Source organism: Paenibacillus sp. PSB04, assembly GCF_025809195.1.
Classification (GTDB): Bacteria; Bacillota; Bacilli; order Paenibacillales; family Paenibacillaceae; genus Paenibacillus_AQ; species Paenibacillus_AQ favisporus.
In genome coordinates this window covers 2,520,454-2,538,606 of record NZ_CP081301.1, presented here as the reverse complement: position 1 = coordinate 2,538,606, position 18,153 = coordinate 2,520,454, and the positions used below count along the sequence as shown (strand labels likewise).

The 18,153-nt window shown below is 53.1% G+C and carries 20 protein-coding genes; 2 read left to right on the top strand and 18 right to left on the bottom strand.

The features are described from left to right. Window positions 1-37: 37 nt before the first annotated feature. The 3 genes from K2F33_RS11885 to K2F33_RS11875 form a co-directional block, all read right to left on the bottom strand. Window positions 38-217: a hypothetical protein gene (locus tag K2F33_RS11885; protein ID WP_076173899.1), complete on the bottom strand. Its 180-nt coding sequence runs from the start codon at window positions 215-217 to the stop codon at window positions 38-40. A gap of 235 nt (window positions 218-452) precedes the next feature. Then, on the bottom strand, window positions 453-1,337 hold the full coding sequence (locus K2F33_RS11880; RefSeq protein ID WP_263882342.1) for an SDR family oxidoreductase: 885 nt from the start codon (window positions 1,335-1,337) through the stop codon (window positions 453-455). Between the two features lie 89 nt (window positions 1,338-1,426). After that, on the bottom strand, window positions 1,427-1,669 hold the full coding sequence (locus K2F33_RS11875) for an SDR family NAD(P)-dependent oxidoreductase (RefSeq protein ID WP_263881782.1): 243 nt from the start codon (window positions 1,667-1,669) through the stop codon (window positions 1,427-1,429). Window positions 1,670-1,854: 185 nt separating this feature from the next. Here K2F33_RS11875 and K2F33_RS11870 point away from each other — a divergent pair, with 185 nt between their 5' ends. Beyond that, window positions 1,855-2,493, top strand: a complete 639-nt coding sequence (locus tag K2F33_RS11870) for a TetR/AcrR family transcriptional regulator (protein WP_263881781.1) — start codon at window positions 1,855-1,857, stop codon at window positions 2,491-2,493. A 159-nt stretch (window positions 2,494-2,652) separates the two neighbouring features. On the opposite strand, the gene sigJ is transcribed toward K2F33_RS11870, so the two are convergent. The 8 genes from sigJ to K2F33_RS11830 all read right to left on the bottom strand — a co-directional run bounded on the left by sigJ (window position 2,653) and on the right by K2F33_RS11830 (window position 12,072). After that, entirely contained in the window at window positions 2,653-3,558 is a 906-nt protein-coding gene (sigJ, locus tag K2F33_RS11865; protein WP_263881780.1) for an RNA polymerase sigma factor SigJ, read from the bottom strand. Beyond that, on the bottom strand, window positions 3,536-4,843 hold the full coding sequence (locus K2F33_RS11860; protein ID WP_263881779.1) for a phytoene desaturase family protein: 1,308 nt from the start codon (window positions 4,841-4,843) through the stop codon (window positions 3,536-3,538). The genes sigJ and K2F33_RS11860 overlap by 23 nt, the downstream gene beginning before the upstream one ends. A 203-nt stretch (window positions 4,844-5,046) precedes the next feature. After that, window positions 5,047-5,739: an aspartate/glutamate racemase family protein gene (locus tag K2F33_RS11855; RefSeq protein WP_263881778.1), complete on the bottom strand. Its 693-nt coding sequence runs from the start codon at window positions 5,737-5,739 to the stop codon at window positions 5,047-5,049. A gap of 198 nt (window positions 5,740-5,937) precedes the next feature. Further along, window positions 5,938-7,662, bottom strand: coding sequence for an outer membrane protein assembly factor BamB family protein (locus K2F33_RS11850; protein ID WP_263881776.1), 1,725 nt, complete (start codon window positions 7,660-7,662; stop codon window positions 5,938-5,940). Window positions 7,663-7,833: 171 nt separating this feature from the next. Further along, the gene (locus K2F33_RS11845) at window positions 7,834-8,667 is read right to left on the bottom strand and encodes a carbohydrate ABC transporter permease (RefSeq protein WP_089548820.1); all 834 of its coding nucleotides are present in this window, start codon (window positions 8,665-8,667) and stop codon (window positions 7,834-7,836) included. Window positions 8,668-8,670: 3 nt separating this feature from the next. Next, complete coding sequence (locus K2F33_RS11840; protein ID WP_076173906.1) at window positions 8,671-9,621, bottom strand: carbohydrate ABC transporter permease; 951 nt, start codon at window positions 9,619-9,621, stop codon at window positions 8,671-8,673. A 76-nt stretch (window positions 9,622-9,697) separates the two neighbouring features. Further along, a complete protein-coding gene (locus tag K2F33_RS11835; protein ID WP_263881774.1) occupies window positions 9,698-11,011 on the bottom strand; it encodes an ABC transporter substrate-binding protein in 1,314 nt (437 codons plus the stop codon). A gap of 134 nt (window positions 11,012-11,145) precedes the next feature. After that, on the bottom strand, window positions 11,146-12,072 hold the full coding sequence (locus K2F33_RS11830) for a helix-turn-helix transcriptional regulator (RefSeq protein WP_263881773.1): 927 nt from the start codon (window positions 12,070-12,072) through the stop codon (window positions 11,146-11,148). A gap of 96 nt (window positions 12,073-12,168) precedes the next feature. Between K2F33_RS11830 and K2F33_RS11825 the strand changes: the two genes are divergently transcribed. Next, window positions 12,169-13,365 (top strand): acyltransferase family protein, encoded by a 1,197-nt coding sequence (locus tag K2F33_RS11825; protein WP_263881772.1) that lies wholly within the window; start codon window positions 12,169-12,171, stop codon window positions 13,363-13,365. A gap of 414 nt (window positions 13,366-13,779) precedes the next feature. On the opposite strand, the gene K2F33_RS11820 is transcribed toward K2F33_RS11825, so the two are convergent. The 7 genes from K2F33_RS11820 to K2F33_RS11790 form a co-directional block, all read right to left on the bottom strand. After that, a complete protein-coding gene (locus K2F33_RS11820; protein WP_263881771.1) occupies window positions 13,780-14,625 on the bottom strand; it encodes a Gfo/Idh/MocA family oxidoreductase in 846 nt (281 codons plus the stop codon). Further along, window positions 14,622-15,704 (bottom strand): Gfo/Idh/MocA family protein, encoded by a 1,083-nt coding sequence (locus K2F33_RS11815; protein WP_263881770.1) that lies wholly within the window; start codon window positions 15,702-15,704, stop codon window positions 14,622-14,624. Before K2F33_RS11815 ends, K2F33_RS11820 begins: the two co-directional genes overlap by 4 nt. A 216-nt stretch (window positions 15,705-15,920) precedes the next feature. Continuing rightward, complete coding sequence (locus tag K2F33_RS11810; protein ID WP_089548826.1) at window positions 15,921-16,304, bottom strand: DUF302 domain-containing protein; 384 nt, start codon at window positions 16,302-16,304, stop codon at window positions 15,921-15,923. Between the two features lie 64 nt (window positions 16,305-16,368). Beyond that, on the bottom strand, window positions 16,369-16,767 hold the full coding sequence (locus tag K2F33_RS11805; protein ID WP_263881769.1) for a rhodanese-like domain-containing protein: 399 nt from the start codon (window positions 16,765-16,767) through the stop codon (window positions 16,369-16,371). A 108-nt stretch (window positions 16,768-16,875) separates the two neighbouring features. Beyond that, window positions 16,876-17,187, bottom strand: a complete 312-nt coding sequence (locus tag K2F33_RS11800; protein ID WP_263881768.1) for a rhodanese-like domain-containing protein — start codon at window positions 17,185-17,187, stop codon at window positions 16,876-16,878. A 297-nt stretch (window positions 17,188-17,484) separates the two neighbouring features. Further along, window positions 17,485-17,787, bottom strand: a complete 303-nt coding sequence (locus tag K2F33_RS11795) for a type II toxin-antitoxin system PemK/MazF family toxin (protein ID WP_263881767.1) — start codon at window positions 17,785-17,787, stop codon at window positions 17,485-17,487. A 32-nt stretch (window positions 17,788-17,819) separates the two neighbouring features. Then, entirely contained in the window at window positions 17,820-18,050 is a 231-nt protein-coding gene (locus K2F33_RS11790) for an AbrB/MazE/SpoVT family DNA-binding domain-containing protein (RefSeq protein ID WP_263881766.1), read from the bottom strand. Window positions 18,051-18,153: the final 103 nt, after the last annotated feature.

Sequence of the window (18,153 nt, the reverse complement as noted above, 5' to 3'; positions counted from 1 at the left end):
GTAATGGTCTACCAATACCCATTTGATTGGAGAAAATTTATTCATCGGAAGAAGATCCCGGACTATTCACTGTCTGAATGTCACCGTTTGCAAATTCCTTAATAATCCGACCGCTATTTGTCTTGTATACAATGTAAGTCCCATTCACTTTAGCCTCTAACCTTGCACGTTCACCTGTAAGTTTAATTAACTTTTGAAGATCTTGGATAATATCCATGGTGTATCTTCCTTTCGATAGGTTATTCATATTAACGCTATCATATCATAGCCTTCGAGATTCCATAGACGGTTTGGAATCGTTTCCCTACCAAAAAAGTCTTGGCCTGTACCCAATACTTCCATGAAGGAGGTACAGAGTCACAAGCCAAGACTTTTTATTCACAAATGTTACCGTCAGACGATTTCATTAGTTAACCTTTAAAAAACCTCTTCATTCACCCAATCCATCAATTTTAGCGGTTGAAGTAGTGCCCCTGTTCCAGATCCGCGATCAAACCAGGGTTCACGGGCTGCCATCCCAAGCGTTCCTGGGTCAGGGCGCTCGACGCCAGATTGTCGGTCGACGCGGCGAAGGCGAGCCAACCGAAGTAAGCCTCCGCCTCTTCGCGGGAAATGCTGCGTACCGGCAGGTTCAGGTGGCGGCCGATGACCTCAGCGATCTCCCGGAAAGGCACGCCCTCATCGCCAACCCCGTGGTACACGGCGCCTGCTGCACCTTTTTCCAACGCCAGTCTGAACAGGCGCGCCGCATCTAGCTGGTGAACCGCCGGCCAGTGGTTAAGCCCCTCATCCACATACGCCGCAAAACCTCTCTCCCGCGCGATGCCGATCAGAGTCGGAACAAAGCCCTGCTCGCCCGGGCCATGCACGGACGGTGACAGGCGGACGACGGAAGCTCTCACTCCGCGTCCAGCCAGCGCAAGCGCAGCCTTCTCGGAGCGGCGCGGCGTAGACTGTGTCGACGCCTCTTCTTCCGTCCCGAGCCGCCCCGGCGTAAGCATCAGCGTTCCCGAGGTCGCCACGAATGGCTTTCCAGTACCCTCAAGTGCCGCCCCGATCGCCTCGATCGCCTTGCTGTCCGCCTCAGCGGCTGCCGCAAAATCCGCGAAGTCGTGTTTAAAAGCCAGGTGAATCACGCCGTCCGCTGCGGCGGCTCCTTCCTGCAGGCTGCTAAGATCATCCAGGGAACCACGGTGCACTTCAGCCCCGGCAGCCGTCAGCGATTCGGCAGACTTATCCGAGCGGGCGAGCCCGACGACTTGATGTCCTGAAGCAATAAGTTCGCGAACAACAGCGGTGCCGACAAACCCCGTTGCTCCTGTTACAAAGACGCGCATATTTCTTGTATTTTCCATATTGATCACTTTCCCTTCCTTGGTTCGTTTATGAAAATTGGATGGTCAGCAAAACGCGGTTTTAGACGTACTTAGATTTGCGAGCCGCCTCCGTCTAGGGGGAACTCGGCCCCCGTGGTATAGGTCGCATCGAAGGCGAGGAACAGGACAGCTTGGGCCACCTCGCTGGGCTCCGTGGACTGGGTGCGGCCGGTAACCAATACACGCGCACCTTCATCCACCAGCATCTTCGCTGTCTTCAGGCCGAAACCGCTGCTTCCTCCTGTAATGACGACCCGCTTGCCCTCGTACTCCCCTTTTTCTACAGTACTCATCTTTTCACTTCCTTCCTTGGCTTAAAAGGCTCATTTATTTTTGCAAGACCGATTATAACTCTGTAAATTAATAAAGTAAACTAAATTAATAAAAAAAGTTAATTTATTAATTTTCGTAAAAATTGTTTGTGATCACAGCAAATTCGTTATAATATGTTGTATAAGCACAAAGGAGGCTTCATTTCGTGAGAAAAGCCGTAAGCGCCGGTCATTATATCGAGAAAATAAAACCGGTCATCCGAAAGAACAAGTTCAGCCAACTCAAAATAGACGATATCGCCAGATATATGGACATCAGCAAAGTGACGCTGTATAAGCATTTTTCATCCAAAGATGACATCATTCAGCAGGTTGTAGAGTATGAGATGAACTATTTGCAGCAGGCCGATGTCGTTGTGAACGACGAAACCGTTTCTTATATCGAGCGTTTTCAGCAAACGTTCCTGCAATCGCTGATCTGCGTCATTTATATATCCGATTTGTTCCTGGAGGACCTCAAGGAATTCTATCCGCGGTTATTTGAAAGTCTTGTTATTGCCCAGCAGAATCGGAATAAAAAGCTGGAGAGCTTTTTTGAAGCCGGGATGGATCAGGGCATTTTCAACCGGATGAATGCGGTGCTGTCTTTGGTTCAAGACGACGCTACGCTGCGGCGGATTATGGAACCGACGTTCAGCATCCAGTGGTACGACCTCACCTTGAAACAAGCCGTTATGGAGTTTTACCGTATGAAAAAATATCAAATGATTCGCCCTGAGCATTGGGACAAGGTTGATGAATCCCAGATTGAGGATGAGGTCGTTAGAATTTTGCAAACCATATAATTCATCATTTTGTTCATCGTTCCAGCACGACCTGATCCATGAACGCCAAAAACCCCGCTGGCTCGCGCCGGCAGGGTCTTTTTCACACTTTCTTCTATTGTTCCTCTAGGTTAACGATAATCGCGGTTGAGTCATCGTTTGGTTTGCTATCCGTGGATGTCACGGCGTGCCAACTTCATCATCCCTCTGCTCGAATGCTGGCAGGTGCCTTATTTTCTCTGGATTTCCTACGGCATAAATCGATTGAATCTTGTCATCCTTAAAAGAAAAAGAATAAACGTACTGATCCCCATTATCCATCGCAAGCCGGAAGCCCGGTATGCCGTTGACAGAAACGAACGAATACGCAAATTTACCCTCATGCATTTTGAGCAGATTAAGCAGCAGCTGGATGACCCGCTCGAATCCAAGGACAGGCACCCGTGCCGCCTTGACCTTGCCGCCGCCATCGGAGATCATGACAGCGCCCTCGCTGACCAGTTCCAGTAATCGGCTTGTATTTCCTTGCAGAAGGGAACTGACGAAATCCCTCAGCTTCTCTTCGGCTATGTGAACCGGCAGGCTTTGCTCAGGATCCACCTGGATGCTCTTTTTGGCCCGGTGGAAAATTTGCCGGCAGTTCGCGGTGCTCTTGCCAACCATCCCGGCAATCTCGTCGAACGAATAATGAAAAATTTCGCGGAGGAGAAAAACGGCTCTTTCGACGGCACTCAGCTGCTGCAGGAGCAAAAGGTATGCTGTTGATATGGATTCGCGCCGCATATAGATCTCGGACGGGTCGGCCTCGGCGGCATCCAGCAAACCCATCAGAGGCTCAGGAAGCCAGGGACCGACGTAGAGCTCCCGTTTCTTCGCCGAGGAACGGAGCAGATCCAAGCAGCGGTTGGTGACGATTTTGTACAAAAAGGATCGCTCATTTCGTATCGCATCAGGCTCCTCCAGCCGGCCATAACTTATAAAGGCCTCCTGCACGATATCCTCCGCATCCATGACACTGCCCAGCATCCGGTAGGCATAGGATATCAGCGGTTTTCTATAGGCTTCATACAATTCTTCTATGCTCATGGGTCGCCCTTTCCTCGCTCTCCAGGGAGAGGATGTGCCGAACGGCTCTTTTCGCGCTCGCTGTCGCGGCGTCGGTTAGTAATTCCCCGTGCGAAGCCCAATCTCCTGCCACATACAGCCCCTTGATTTCCGGGACGGCGGGCCCCGGGTTCTCCTGACGGTTCAGGTGCATAAAATCATGGCAAACCGTAATCTTCGGCAAATACTGCCGGACGACTAACTCATCCCTCCAGCCTGGCTGCACGAGATCCAGCGTTTGTTCGAGGTCTTGCAAATCCCGTTTGGGATCGCTTTCCAGCCCCTTGTATTTCATCACGGAAACGACCTGGTATCCATCGTCGCTAAGATCAGCAGCACGCGACTGGTTGGAAAGAAAGACCGTCCTGTCGATGCCGTACACGAATTGCTGATTCGGCTTCGGCAGGCGACGGAGCGCGACATCCAGGCACGCAGCCGTAATTTCGACCGCCTGCTCCTTCCAGGTATGAAGGGCGGTCGTTTCAGCTCCGGGTACCAGCTGGTGAGCGATCGTGGGCGATGCGGCGACGATGATGGAATTCGCTTTGATTGTCGTTCCGTCTTCGAAGAGCACATGCCGTACGGAGCCTTCAGCGTGCCCAATGGACACGGCATTGCTCTTCGAGAGCAGCTTCACGCCGCCATTCTCAGCCAGCTTGCCTAGCTCGTCGACCATCGCGCCCCAGCCCCGGTCAAGATACAGCACGCCCTTCAGGGAGTTCTGAAGCTGCCGCAGTACTGGACCCGCCGCCTGCAGATCCGGCGCTACCACGTAGCTTGCCGTGCGAAAAAGCGAATAAAACAAATGCCGCAGCATGGGGTCCTTGATGTTCCCCTCAAGCCATTCCCGGAGACTGACCCGCTCGTAACGGAGCGTATCCAGTTTGCCAAGCTTCGCCAGCCAGGAGGCCAGCTCCACCTTCCCTTTCCAGGACAGCAGCGGCGTGGTAAAGAGCGATTTGACCCCCATCGGCATGGTCACCAGCTTCCCGTTCCAAATGCCGAGTGCATCGGTGGAAGGCTGACCTCCCTGCAAACTTAGCCCCAGCTCGCGGAAGGTCGCAAACGCATCGCCGTGATACAGGGCGTGCCCGCCCAGATTGAAGTATGCTCCCTTCTTTTTCACCGTGATGGCTCGCCCGCCGAGGCGCTCCTGCTTCTCGATTAGAATCGTCCGCTTTCCCGCCTTCGCCGCATACACCGCTGCCGTCAGACCTGCTATGCCCCCGCCAACTACCGCCACATCATAATCGTATTCCATCTCCATCTCGATCATCCCTTTCGGTGATTTTACCCGTATGACGGGGAGTGAGGATGGGATGTGACAACATCGGCCGGGAAATTTCTTTAAATATTTCTGGGCTCTACTGGCGTTCTTCAGACCCTATATCACATTAAAAAACGCACCCTGGCGGGCGCGCTGCGGTGAACTCCTATTTTAATTGATCCGTACGGGATTCAGCTCCAATTTTACGCTTTCAAAGACAAATTTACAGCCTCGCAAGCATGGATGTAGGTTGTGTCAAACAGAGGAACTTCTGCGTCCTCCGGCTTCACCAATAGTCCAATTTCTGTACAGCCTAATATAATCCCTTCGGCTCCAGATTCGATTAAGCCCTGAATAACCTTTTTATAATAATCTCTGGATTCCTGATGAATCTTGCCCAGGCATAACTCATCGTAGATGATCTTGTTTACGGCCTCTCTGTCATCCCGATCTGGAACGATCACTTGAATCCCGGTCAGCTCCAAGCGTGATTTATAAAAGTCCTGTTCCATGGTGTACTTCGTGCCAAGCAGCCCAACCTTCTGAATCTGGCTTTCTTTGATTTGGACTGCTGTAGCATCCGCTATATGCAAAATGGGGATCTGGATCTGGGACTGAATATCATCGACAACTTTATGCATCGTATTGGTGCAAATGACGATAAAGTCAGCGCCCCCTTTTTCCAAAGTCCTTGCGGTTTGGCCTAGCACTTCTCCCGCCTTTTCCCAGGCTCCTTCCGCTTGGTAACGTTCAATTTCTTCAAAATCAACGCTATATAACAGGCATTTCGCAGAGTGCAGCCCGCCTAACCTACTTCTTACTTCTTCATTGATCATTCGATAGTACAAAGCAGAAGATTCCCAGCTCATTCCGCCAATAAGACCGATTACTTTCATTTTATGCTCATCTCCATTGTCCTTGGTTTATCTTTAAAAATCAGCTCCGATTAACCTTCAATTCTGTAAAGTGAATGTGCAAAAAACGGCGGTCATCCCGCCGTTTTCAGTATACATTAGGCTGCTTAAGGACAATAGGAATTTTTCCATTCGTTCGGTGTTCCTTACTCCTGCTCTAACCTCAAGGAATCGTCAACCTTATTTCGTGGCAGCCGCCTTGGTTACCTCCACCGTACGCTTGCCGGCGTTCCATTTCACCTGCACGCCCAGCAGATCGCCGAAGTCCTTGATCGGCACGTAGAGCGAGCCGTTCAGCGTCGCCGGGGAGTAAGACAGTGCGGCTTGCTTCCCGTCTATGAGAGCAAAAGGGGAGCCGTCGGCGATCGAGAAAACGCGCGTTCCGTAGGTCACGGTCGTCCGCTTCGTCTTGGCGTCGTAAGCGACCTTGGCTCCGAGCGCTTCCGTCAGCGACCGGAACGGGATGAACATCCGGTTATCTGCCGACATGACGCCCGCTCCAACCCGCAGCGGAAGTGCCTTCCCATCCAGCGTGACCTTGGCATCCGACTTCGCGAAGGCTCCCGCCGCGCTGCCCCCAGCAGCGGGCTTCGCCAATTCGGAAGACAGCGGGTACGCATACAGCTGGCTCTCCGCCTGGACGAGCAGCATGCCGCCCTCAACCTGAAAAGCTCCGTAACTGCGCGCCTTCGTCTGCGCACGGAACAAAGCCTTCCCTGTCGAGACGTTCAGCGCATAGACGGTACCGTCACTCTGCCCGACGTACAAGCCGGATTGGATCATATCGACGCGGCTGGCCGGATTATCGGGGCCGTTATAATTCACATACGAACGATCCACGATTTTGCGCGCATGAATCCCGCGGCTGTCCTCGTCCAGGAAAAACAGCTTGCCGTTATAGGGGCCCGCGATAAACTCCCCCCGATCCGGTATCAATTCCGGCTTCACAACAGCGGGGTCGGCGTCGTAATTGAAGCGGAAGACGCCCTCGCCGGCAACGGCCGCATAGATGTCATTCCCTTCCATCACCACTTTGGATGTGGGATAGACCGGACTGCCATCAGCCTTTAAGGCAACAAACTTCTTGCTTGCCGTAATCTTGCCGGTCTTCACATCCACCTCGTCGATGTTCGCCGCAGTCTCCACATAATCGGAATCCGGCCATTGGTCCTGGAAATAAAGCTTATTCCCTTCCGACTTGAGAAGACCTGAATGGTCACCCGACAGCCGCCACAGCGTCTTGCCCGTGGCGGGATCAATCGCGTAAGTCGTATTGACGGTAATCGCTCCCGACTCCACGGCGCCCGAGAGCAGCGTCCCGCCCACGCGCTGAGGCAGGGACTTACCGTCCTGATTCCGCCATTTCTCCTTGCCTGTAGCAGGATCGACCGAGATGAGTGAACCGGCGGCAAAGACGTACAAGGTTCCACCGTCCACGGATATCTCGGGCGCATGCCCCGATGGAGCACGGTAGATGCGCGCGCCCTTGCCGGTCGCCTTATCGACCCGGTAAACCGAGCCGTCTTTGGCACCGACGTAGAGTTTCGTTCCATCGGTACTCGTGAGGGTTGCATAGCCAAGTCCCGTCCCGAACGACCACAGCGTCTTCCCGGTCGCGGCCTCCTTCGCGATCAGCTTGCCGCCCGCGATGTAGTAGACCTTCCCCTGCCCCGCTATAACGACGGAAGGATTGGAGGCGGACGAGTCCTTCGGCGCATCAAGCGCCGCCGTCCATTTCGGCTTGGCGAGCGGTATCGGATTCGTCAAATAAAATTCCGAGCCCGGGCTCGAATAACTTGCGTTCGGTCCGGAGGTTTGAGCCCACACGGACGGGCCTGTCCAGGCGCTCCCGAGCGTCCCGGCAAGCAGCAGCCCGGCAGCGGCCATAGTCCATTTTCGCATCATCGATATCCTCCCAGCTTTTAACGAAATTTACCTACTGTCTTATGGACGCTGCGAGCCGGGGCAAAGTTACAAGGTTGGAGAATTGAAAAAGGCTGATTGGGGTTTCCAACCAGCCATTATATGCGCGGCACAGACTTGCCTTCCCTTTGAGATCGCCAAGGGGTGCATGAATCATTTGAACCCCGTAAAAGCAGATCCGGATTGCATATAGTACTTCTGCCCGAAAAAATAGAGCAAAATCATCGGAATCGCCATGATCGTCGACGCGGCCATCAGCTTTTCCCATTGCGCCCCGTGATCCTGCTGGAATCCCTGCAGACCGAGCGTCAGCGTCCACTTGGCGGCATCGTTCAAGTAAATGAGCGGTCCCATAAAGTCCGTATAAGCACCCACGAAGGTAAACAAGGCCACCGTCGCCAGCGCCGGCTTTAAGGTCGGCATAATAATTTGCGAGTAGATGCGGAACTCTGAGGCCCCATCCATTTTCGCGGCTTCGGACAGCTCCTTGGGGATGCCTAAGAGAAATTGCCTCAATAAGAAAATGTAGAACGGCGCGCCGAAAAAGGCCCCGATCGTCAGCGGCAGGATAGTGTTGATCCAGCCCAGCTTGGCGAAAATGATGTACTGCGGAATCAGCTGCACCTGTGAGGGCAGGATCATCGTTGCCAGGACGATCGCGAAAATGATCTTGCTCCCCACCCACGGAATCCGGGAGATCGAATAGGCCACCAGCGGGGAGGCAAACAATTGCCCGATAATGCAAACGACGCAGATAACCAGGGTGTTCAGCATATAGTGCCCGAACGGCACCGTTTCGAACGCGGCCTTGTAATTCGACCATTGAAACGATTCCGGCAGGATGCGCGGCGGCAGTTCAAAAATTTCGTTCGACGACTTGAGCGATGTGAACACGAGCCAAACGAACGGAAAGAGAAAAAAGAATGCAAACAAAATCAGCATCGTATGCGGAAAAATTTTCGTGCGAAACAGCTTGCCAGCGCTCATCCGCTATTCACCCCCGTAGTAGACCCAGCGTTTGGACGTTTTCAGGACCAGCAGCGTAATCAGCATGACGATCACGAACAAGATCCAAGCCAGCGCCGAGGCGTATCCCATTTTCAGATTGATAAAGGCTTCCTGATACAAATTGACGGCATAGAACAATAACGACTGCCCCGGCCCGCCGAGAGCGCCGCCGCTTGACTTGCCACCTGCCAGAATGTAGGATTCCGTGAAAATTTGAAAAGCCCCGATGAGTCCCATGATCAGCTGGAACAAAATGATCGGCGACAGCGCCGGTACCGTGATTCTCCAGAACCGGTGCCACCAGTTGGCGCCGTCGACCTGGGCCGCTTCGTAGTAGGTTTGCGGAACCCCTTGCAGCGCCGCGAGAAAAATGAGCGCCCCCGCGCCGGAACCCCAGAGCCCCATCAGGATCAGGGAAGGCTTGGTGAACCGGGGATCAAGCAGCCAGGCCGGATCGGGAAGATGCAGCCAGCGCAAAAAAATGTTGACTAGGCCGAAGTCCGGATTCAGCATCCAGGTCCAGAGCAGGGCGCTCGCCACGCCGGGAATAACAGCCGGAAGATAAAAGATCGTGCGGTAGTAACGGATGCCCTTGACCTTGAAGTTCAGCAGCAGCGCAATGAGCAGCGAGCTGAACAGCGTTACAGGAACGGATATGAACGCCATGAAAAGCGTGTTGCTGATCGATTTATAGAAGCTGCGGTCTTTCATGATCGCGGCGTAATTGTCCATACCCACCCATTTTGGCGGATTGAACAGATCGTATTCCGTCAGGCTGAAGTAGAGGGAGCTGAAGAAAGGATACACGGTAAAAATCAGAAACCCGATGATCCATGGGGAAGCGAAGATCAGCCCCAGCCAAAAATAATGCCACTCCTTCCTCGTCCAGCCCTTTCTCCGCCTAGGCGCCGCTGAGGATATCGTTTCAATCATCTGCACGTCCTCCTCGTGATTGTTGGAATGCGGGCCCGGCCCAGAAGCGGACCGAGCCCGGATGTAAAGAACCGGATTATTTGACTAAAGGCTGAATTTTGTCCTTCACCCGTTTCAGCCCTTCGTCCAAGCCGACTTCCCCGCGCAGAATCGCGTTATACTGGTTCGAGAATTCGGTCATGTACTCCGTCGAAAAGGACGTAGCCGGGAAGGAATGCAGGTTTGGGCTGGAGGAATACTGTAAAAACTCCTGGAAGCCCGGTACTTCCTTGTAGATTTCATGTGACTGCAGTGAGGTTCGGGTCGGCAGGTTGCCGATGGCCGCGGTGAACTCCGCCATCTGCTCCAGTTCGGTCATCCATTTCAGGAACTGCCACGATTCTTCCGGATGCTTCACGCCTTTCGGAATGTAAAATACGCTGGTCGAGACGTTGCCTGGGTCCTTCAGGCTCGGGTTGCTCTCATCGTACGGAATGGGCGCAATGCCGTATTTCAGGTTCGGGGCGTACTGCTTAATGAACGTCGGCAGCCATTCGCCGTCGATCGTCATCGCGTATTTGCCTGTAAAGAATGGATTCTGCGGCGACATGTACTGCCCCAAGCCGGACGCGAAGCGATCGAGCTCCTTCGATCCGAATTGGTCCCAGATTCCTTTTCCGAATTCTACGGCCTTCTTGACCCCCGCATCGTCGGGCGTGACCTGCTTCTTGTCCGCATCGTAATAGGATCCGCCATAGGCATAGCTGAACGTATAGGCATCGACGCCCGGCCACAGGCCCAGCTGCTGCAGCTTGCCTCCATCCTCCTTGACACTCAGCTTCGCAATGTACTCCTTGAGCTGGCCCATCGTCTCCGGCGGACCGCTAAAGCCCGCCTTCTCGAGCAGCTCCTTGTTATAGAAAAGCATTGAGACGTGCATCGCGATCGGTAAAGCGTACGTTTTTCCATTCGATTGGGAAGAGCTCAGTGCAGCAGGCACGAAGTCGCCGAGGTCGACGTTGTCCTTCTTGATGAAATCGTCCAGCGGCATCATGGCCCCGCGTTCGCCCCACGGCACGACGTCCTGACCGAAGTTGGACGCGACGTCCGGCGGGTTACCTCCGGTAATCGCCGTCAGCTGCTTCTGGTAATCGCTCTGGGACAGCCCCTTTACCTGAATGTCCGGGTTGGCGTCATTCCATTTCTTGATCAATTTCTCGAGGGCTTCCGCCTCCATGCCAGTCCAGCCGTACCAGAAGCTCAGCTGCACTTTTTCTTTCGGGGCATCGCCGCCCTTCGCTTCGCCGCCTTCCTGGCCACCGCTTGCCGCATCTTTGCCGCCGCAGCCCGACAGGACCGCGACCAGCAGGAAAACCATCATGAGCCCCCATGTACTCCCTTTTCGCATCATGTCTCTTCCCTCCTTAATCTTGGGGCGGCAGCGCCGCCAATGCGCGCTTGCCGCCGTCAACTACCCACATGTTATCATGTAAGCGTTTTAGTTAATTTCACTATTGTCTCTAGTAATTGGATTATCGTTAAAACTTAAAATGGCTTGCCCATCACCTGTTTTCGGAACTGGTTTGGGGAAATGCCCGTGTATTTTTTGAAAATCCGGCAAAAATACGCGAGCTCGTTGAACCCCGTGGCATAGCATACGTCCGTGATGGACATGGACGGCCGCTGCAGCAGGACGAGCGCGTTGGATATCCGTAAATCGACGAGATAGCGGTTGAAGGTCTTGCCCGTCCACTCCTTGAACAGCCGGCAAATCGTCGGCTTCGACATGTTGGATATGGCGCAAATATGCTCCAGCTTGATATCTTCATGCGCATTCCTGTCGATGTATTCGACGACCTTGTTCATCGTGTCGCGGTACCTTTCGATTTTTTGGAATCCGGCCTTCACCAGTTCCCCGTTCACCTGGCGGATAATGATCGACAGCAGCTGCAGGAGACTGGCCTTCAGCACAATTTCAAAAAAGGGCGTCCGCTCCTCGTATTCCCCGAGCATATCCTGCAGCAGGCCGCGGATTCTGCCGTCCGTGACGCCGTCGAAGGCGATCTGCGAATGCGGCGTGCAGTCCGACTGCGAGAAATGCTTCAAATACTCGGCGTCGAAAAATCTCCGCTCTCCCGAAGGATCCGCGAAGCGCTCGTTAATGAAGGACGGCATAAATTCGCAGCCGAGGATCTCCCCCTCTGTCTCGAAAGCCTGCACGCGATGCAGCGTAAAGGGGGGAACGAGGAACAAATCGCCTTGTCGGATCCAGTACTGCCGATTGGAGATCGTGTGCACAAATTCGCCTTTGGATACGTACCAGATCTGATAATAGTCATGGAAATGGGTGGACAGGCTGACGAGGGTGTTCATCCGGTACATCTTGCAGTGCAAATTCTCCAGCATCTCGAGCTTCGAATTGAAATAGATGACTCCGGCGCGGGTCAATCGATCGATATCGAGCTTTTTCATTCGGCACGACTCCTCTCATTTGATACGGAAGTACAATCTTTCCCCTCGCGAATCGCCTAGAATGGGATTCAAAAATCGAGGGAGGCTTGCACTTACATGAAGACTAAAATCGCTTATTTGGATGGTTTAAGAGGACTGGCGGCCTGCGTCGTCGTGGTGTCCCATTTTTTTCAGGTCTTCGCGCCGTCTGTCTTCGAAGGAAAACCGGAGATCGCCCACTTTCCCTTTGAAGGCCTGGCCGCGCGAACGCCGATGAACCTGATGTTCAACGGCAACTTCTCGGTTTGCGTCTTTTTCGTACTGAGCGGATACGTGCTGAGCTGGCGCTATTTTCTCACGAAGGACAAGATGCATATTTACGCGTCCGCGCTGCGCAGATTTTTCCGGCTCGCCATTCCGGCTTCGCTGTCCGTTTGCCTCGCTTTCGCGGTTATGCGGCTGGGCTGGGGATTTTATGACGACATCCGCCAAACGACCCAATCGTCGATGCCCGATCCGTTCACGGCCAGCCCCCGTGTACTCGACATGATCCGGGAGGCGCTGTACCACACCTTCTTCACTTATGGATCCGCTTACAATCCTGTGTTATGGACCATGACCTACGAGCTGCTGGGTTCCTTCCTCATCTTCGGGTTTCTGTTGACCCTCGGCCGCTTCAGGCTGCGGATCATCGGTTACGCCGCTCTTGCGGTGCTTCTCGCCGATTCCTATTACCTCGGGTTTGTGCTCGGCATGGCACTCAGCGACTTGACGTACAGCGGCCGCAACCGGCTGACCGCCGTTCTTCCGCCCTGGAGCGCTCCCCTGTTTCTGGGGGCCGGACTGTATCTCGGCTCTTTTCCTTACGTGGGGACCGAGAACACCATCTACTCCATCCTGGTATGGAAAGGCTCGTCCACCTTTTCGTTCTTCGTGTTCTACCATACGCTGGGCGCTTGCCTGACCTTAACGGCCCTGCTCATCTCGCCCCGCCTCAAGTCGCTGTTCGACCGGCAGCCCTTCCTCTACCTCGGCACGATATCCTTCTCTTTATACCTGGTTCACTTCACCATCATTTGCTCGCTGGGTTCCTATCTGTTCTATCAGTTCCACCTCCTGTTCTCTTACGGCCTTAGCACAGTCCTCACCGTTATCCTAACAACTCCTTTTATCTTTGCATTAGCCCATCTTTTCTGCCGGTTCGTCGATGCTCCCACGCTGGCAACGCTTAGTCCGTGGAGCAGGCGGGTCATGGATCGGCTGGTTCGGAAAAAGCCCGGCGGCATGCCAGTTGAAAAATCGAAGGGGATATAGCATTAGCTTCTGGCGTTTATGCGACGGAAAAAGGGAACAAAATTCTTAACATTGTGCAAGGTGGCCGCTGCGGTTACGGATCGTTCTTCCGATCGCTGTTGTCTCCAAATTTCTTGATTTTATATCACCAAAAGGTAGAAATTCGCAGACAAAGGCGAACGCTAACGCTTCTACAGATCGATTCCGTCCCCTCCACTGCTTTTGCTTACCAAGACTGCCAAAGCCCGTGATCGTTCGCTGGCCAACCCGTTCCAATGCAAAAAAATCTCCGGAGACTCGTTTCCAGTGCCATCGTGCGCTAGGGCGAGTCTCCATGGAGATTGAATACTGCGCCCTATATTAATGTTCAGGCGCAACGCAAAGCAGCCATTCCCGTTCTCCGCGAAAATGGCTGCTTTGTTCTGTTCCTGCCGCTTACCGGCTCTCCGGCAGATCGATCCAGCGATACGGCTGCTTGGCGGCGATCCTGCCGTTTTCGATGATCGACATAATGGCGACCGTCTCGGCAGGCGGCACGCTCACCTGTCCGTTCTCGAAAAACGCCACCAGATCCCGAATGAAGCGCTGAAAATAATCCGAAACCGGCTGCACGACGCGGCAGGTACCGGAATCGTAGTTGACGGCCATCATGAACGGACAGCCCGGACCCGGCTGCTGGATCGTGGCCTGCCGGCCGCCCGCGAACTCGATTAGCAGTGCCGGCGCAGCCTCCGTGCCGATGAACATGATGCGCTTCGCGTCTGTACCCATAAGCGCGACAACCGGCTCGATCTGGTGGATCGAGTAGTTCTCGAATGAGCCCGGGCCAAGGCTCGCAATCACCCGAATCCCCGCGCGCTCAATCTCCTCGTATTCGTCGGCATAACGCAGCGCGGACGAGGAATACAGCGGCGTGCGATGCTGCCTGGCCCTCTCGAACAGGCGCATGGCGGCTGCCCGGTCAGGGGCAAACGTCTTGTCCACGTACGTCGGTTTCCCCGAGGCGAGCGGCAGCTCCGCCAGCGCCTCATGCTGCTCCGGGTTGTCAGGCGACAGCACGATCAGATAGTCGCTTTGGGCGATCACCTCTTCGATCGTGTCGCACCATGCCACGCCATGCTTTGCGCACCATTCCCGATTGGTCATCCCATGCTCCGCGTCCTTAACCGCATACGCAAAGGCGACCTCCATCTTCCCGCGTGAGGCGTCCTTGATCCATCCGGGATATTGATTAGCATGCCATTCGTCCAGGAAGTAGTCGATAAAACCGATTTTCTTCATGCCTGCGCCACTCCAGCTTCCGTTAAGGAAATCTCACGGCTTTCTTCGGAGGATTGATAAATAGCCTCGATCATTTGCGCAGTCAAAATCACCGTGTCAATGTGCGACGGCAGCTTTTCACCGGAATGGATACCCGCGATAAAGCCGTCGATCTCCTCCTGGAACGCATTGGTCTTCGGATAGTTCGGCGTGCTTTCGATCAATGCGCCATGCTTCGCCGAATACAGGGTAAACTCTTGGCCGTACTGGAGGCGAATGCCCGCCTTGTCGCCGAGGAAATCGATGTACGTTTCTTCGACTCCGATGTTTTGCGCCCAGGCGCCGTTGACCGAAATCGACGGGCCTTCGGTCCGGATCATCGCCGTCACGAAGTCGTCGACGTCATAGTTGCCCGCATAGTTTGGAGGACCCGCCCACATGTTCAGGTAAGCGTAATTTTGCATGTCTTTGCCCAGCTTGGAGTACGCCTGCCCCGTCACCGTCTTCGGCCGCGGATCGCCCGCACAGTACATGACGATATCCAGGTAATGAACGCCCCAGTCGATCAGCGCCCCGCCGCCGGCGACCGCCTTGGTCGTAAAATCACCGCCGAGCCCGGGAATGGATCGATGCGCGCGGAAGCTTACGACGACGTGGTACAGTTCGCCAAGCTCGCCGCTTTCGATCATCTGCTTGATGATGTTGACGCCTTTATTGAAGCGGTTGACGACGCCGATGTTCAGCGTCATACCGGTTTCGTGCTGCACCTTCTGCATCTCCAGCGCCTCCCGGTACGTCCGCGCCGCCGGCTTTTCGCACAGCACATGCTTGCCTGCGCGCATGCAGTCGATCGCGATCTGAGCATGAACGTTGTTCGGCGTGCAGATTGATACCGCCACCACGTTTGTGTCCTCCAAAATGACCTGATAATCCTCCACCGCCGTGCCGCAACCGTACCGCTCGACGGCTTTCTCAGCCCGCTCCTTGCGAATGTCGCAGAAATACTTGATCTCAGCATCCTTGTTCGCCATGTACGCCGGGATGTGCGCATTGTTGGCAATGGTCCCGCAGCCGATCACGGCTACAATCGTTTTTGACATAACCTGTTCCCTCCGATGGTCCTGAACCCGGTTAGGCAGATCCGGATTGCAGAGAATAGTTTGACCGATATACGATTCATAAAAAAAAGCCATCAGCCTTCTCAGCTGACAGCATTTCATTTGTCTATCGTTCACGGCCAACTTACCGACATGTTATCATGTAAGCGGTTTAGTTGATTTTACTATCGTATGGGAAAATAGGATTATCGTATCCGTTTATATACTCTTATCCACACATGCCGTCAGGCGCTTTTCGATATCCGATGCAATGCTCATCAAGGCGTCATTCTCTGCCAACCCGATCAATGCCGTTGGTTTCGGCATGCCGATCTTGGTTGTTCCGTTCTCCACGTACACAGCCAGCTTGCACGGCAGGAAATATCCGACCAATGCATCTTCAGACAATACCCGTTTAGCTTCAACCGGATTACAAACCTCCAGGATCTCATACGGCATATCGAACTCAACACCCTTTTCGTGAAGCTTCGCCTTCATGTCCAACCGCCAAAGGACGCCGAACTTTTCCGCCTTCAGGTTTTCCGTCAGAGCTTCAATCGCTTGTTCAATCGTTTTGTTCGTTTCAACCGTGTAATGAAACATCGCATGTCAGCCTCCCGTTTTTATCTCACCATTAGGTTAACTTAACCAAACATAAACATGGATATTACTTACGCGACAGTTTTCCGTTCCAGGCACCCAGACCGCCCTGTAGATGCGCCAGTTCCTTGTGCCCGTTTTTGAGCAGCATCTTCGCCGCGTTTTTACTGCGCATACCGCTGCGGCAGTAAAGGAGCACCGGTTGATCCTTCGGGATTTTAGTAAGCGATCCAGGCAGCTGGGACAGAGGCATGTTTTGCGCCCCGGCAATAAAACCTCCCTTAAATTCACCCGGTTCACGGACATCGATCAGCAGAGGTTTACCCGGTTTTTTCATTTCGTCACTAAACTCCTGTGCGTTCAGGCTCCGGAGTCCCTTAACTGGTTTTAACCTCGAAAATATAAACCATCCAAACAGTGCAATGATAACGAAATTAATGATTGTTCCCGTTTGCAAAGTTTTCACATCCTTTAGCTTTCGCTTGTTTCAGAAAAGCATGGGCTTGTACCGTTAACAGCTGCCGGAACCCACACTTATGCTGAATACGGGCCATTTATATGGTTTTGCCGGAGGTCAGCGGACAACATCATTCCAGTCGTTCATGCCTCCCGTCATATTCACCACGTCAAATCCTTTTTCACTCAGCAATTCACAGGCAAGGCCGCTGCGATTGCCGCTGCGGCAAATCACGATAATCTCCTTCGACTTATCAATCTCATGCAGACGTCCGGAAAGCTGCCCGAGCGGAATATGCTTGGCGCCTTCTAGATGACCCGCAGCCCATTCCTCAGGCTCGCGAACATCCAGCATATACAACTTCTCACCACGATTGAGTCTTAATGCCACTTCCTGCGGTGTCGTTGCTTTGGGAAATTTGAATGCCATGCTGTTTCACTCCTTATCGATGTTATACATATACCCCTATGGGTATATTAATTGTGATTTTCCCCTTTGTCAACTTTGGTAAGTCCCTATGAAGGAATTACCAGTGCTTAGAAAGCAAAATCAATGCCAGCTCATCAACTGAGCTGGCATTTTTAAGCGGAACCATAACCTTCAATCACCTATTTTACAATTAATCGGGTAAGCAATGCTTAGTGGTGACAAGACAACAAAAAAAGCCCGGGATCGTCCGTCCTCTTGGCTTATAACATTCATTTCTTTAGTATATTCTGTTTATCATTATTGGATAAGTAAGTTCAGTTTGGAGATGACCTCCGACAAGGTCGTCTGCGGAACTTTACAAATGAACACGGCATTCCGCGATTGCCAGTCAAGGCATTTGACCTGATCGGCAAGGATTACCCCCTCAATCGGCAAATCCTGCGGAATCATCACTTCAAAAGGGTAGCCCTTCCGTTTTGAAGTGATCGGACAAAACAAGGAAAGTCCAACCTTCTCATTATAAGCTGCTGGAGAAATAACGATTGCCGGCAGCTTACCTGCTCGTTCATGACCAGCTTGCGAATTAAACTGCAGCCACACCAAGACCCCACGGTCTGGTACTTATTCGTTGGCTACCATGCTTCCCGACCTTCCGGATCCCCCGTGGAGATCTCTTTATGAATATTCTCAGGAGTAACTGAGATAAGGAGCGCCTCCAATGAAGACGGCTTCAGTTTGATGATCAGATGTCCGTTTTCTACGTCAAGACCGACCTTGGAGCCTTCCTCCAGACCTACCTTCAAAGCAAGGGATTTCGGTATGCGAATACCCAAACTGTCCCCCCATTTTTGAACCTGAAACATGGAAAACCGCCTCCTATGCTTGTATATAAAAAGTATATACTTTGTTTCGTGACAAGTCACAACGTGGATTAGTTATCCAGAAGTGTCATCAAGTCCTGTACCT

Excerpts from the sequence above, each read along its gene's own strand:
- K2F33_RS11830 (WP_263881773.1), bottom strand. The coding sequence starts at position 12,072 with ATGAAAAAGCTCGATATCGATCGATTGACCCGCGCCGGAGTCATCTAT.
- K2F33_RS11790 (WP_263881766.1), bottom strand. The coding sequence starts at position 18,050 with ATGTTTCAGGTTCAAAAATGGGGGGACAGTTTGGGTATTCGCATACCG.
- K2F33_RS11820 (WP_263881771.1), bottom strand. The coding sequence starts at position 14,625 with ATGAAGAAAATCGGTTTTATCGACTACTTCCTGGACGAATGGCATGCT.
- K2F33_RS11815 (WP_263881770.1), bottom strand. The coding sequence starts at position 15,704 with ATGTCAAAAACGATTGTAGCCGTGATCGGCTGCGGGACCATTGCCAAC.
- K2F33_RS11825 (WP_263881772.1), top strand. The coding sequence starts at position 12,169 with ATGAAGACTAAAATCGCTTATTTGGATGGTTTAAGAGGACTGGCGGCC.
- K2F33_RS11800 (WP_263881768.1), bottom strand. The coding sequence starts at position 17,187 with ATGGCATTCAAATTTCCCAAAGCAACGACACCGCAGGAAGTGGCATTA.
- K2F33_RS11835 (WP_263881774.1), bottom strand. The coding sequence starts at position 11,011 with ATGATGCGAAAAGGGAGTACATGGGGGCTCATGATGGTTTTCCTGCTG.
- K2F33_RS11840 (WP_076173906.1), bottom strand. The coding sequence starts at position 9,621 with ATGATTGAAACGATATCCTCAGCGGCGCCTAGGCGGAGAAAGGGCTGG.
- sigJ (WP_263881780.1), bottom strand. The coding sequence starts at position 3,558 with ATGAGCATAGAAGAATTGTATGAAGCCTATAGAAAACCGCTGATATCC.
- K2F33_RS11880 (WP_263882342.1), bottom strand. The coding sequence starts at position 1,337 with ATGCGCGTCTTTGTAACAGGAGCAACGGGGTTTGTCGGCACCGCTGTT.
- K2F33_RS11855 (WP_263881778.1), bottom strand. The coding sequence starts at position 5,739 with ATGAAAGTAATCGGTCTTATTGGCGGAATGAGCTGGGAATCTTCTGCT.
- K2F33_RS11810 (WP_089548826.1), bottom strand. The coding sequence starts at position 16,304 with ATGTTTCATTACACGGTTGAAACGAACAAAACGATTGAACAAGCGATT.
- K2F33_RS11885 (WP_076173899.1), bottom strand. The coding sequence starts at position 217 with ATGGATATTATCCAAGATCTTCAAAAGTTAATTAAACTTACAGGTGAA.
- K2F33_RS11875 (WP_263881782.1), bottom strand. The coding sequence starts at position 1,669 with ATGAGTACTGTAGAAAAAGGGGAGTACGAGGGCAAGCGGGTCGTCATT.
- K2F33_RS11850 (WP_263881776.1), bottom strand. The coding sequence starts at position 7,662 with ATGATGCGAAAATGGACTATGGCCGCTGCCGGGCTGCTGCTTGCCGGG.
- K2F33_RS11845 (WP_089548820.1), bottom strand. The coding sequence starts at position 8,667 with ATGAGCGCTGGCAAGCTGTTTCGCACGAAAATTTTTCCGCATACGATG.
- K2F33_RS11860 (WP_263881779.1), bottom strand. The coding sequence starts at position 4,843 with ATGGAGATGGAATACGATTATGATGTGGCGGTAGTTGGCGGGGGCATA.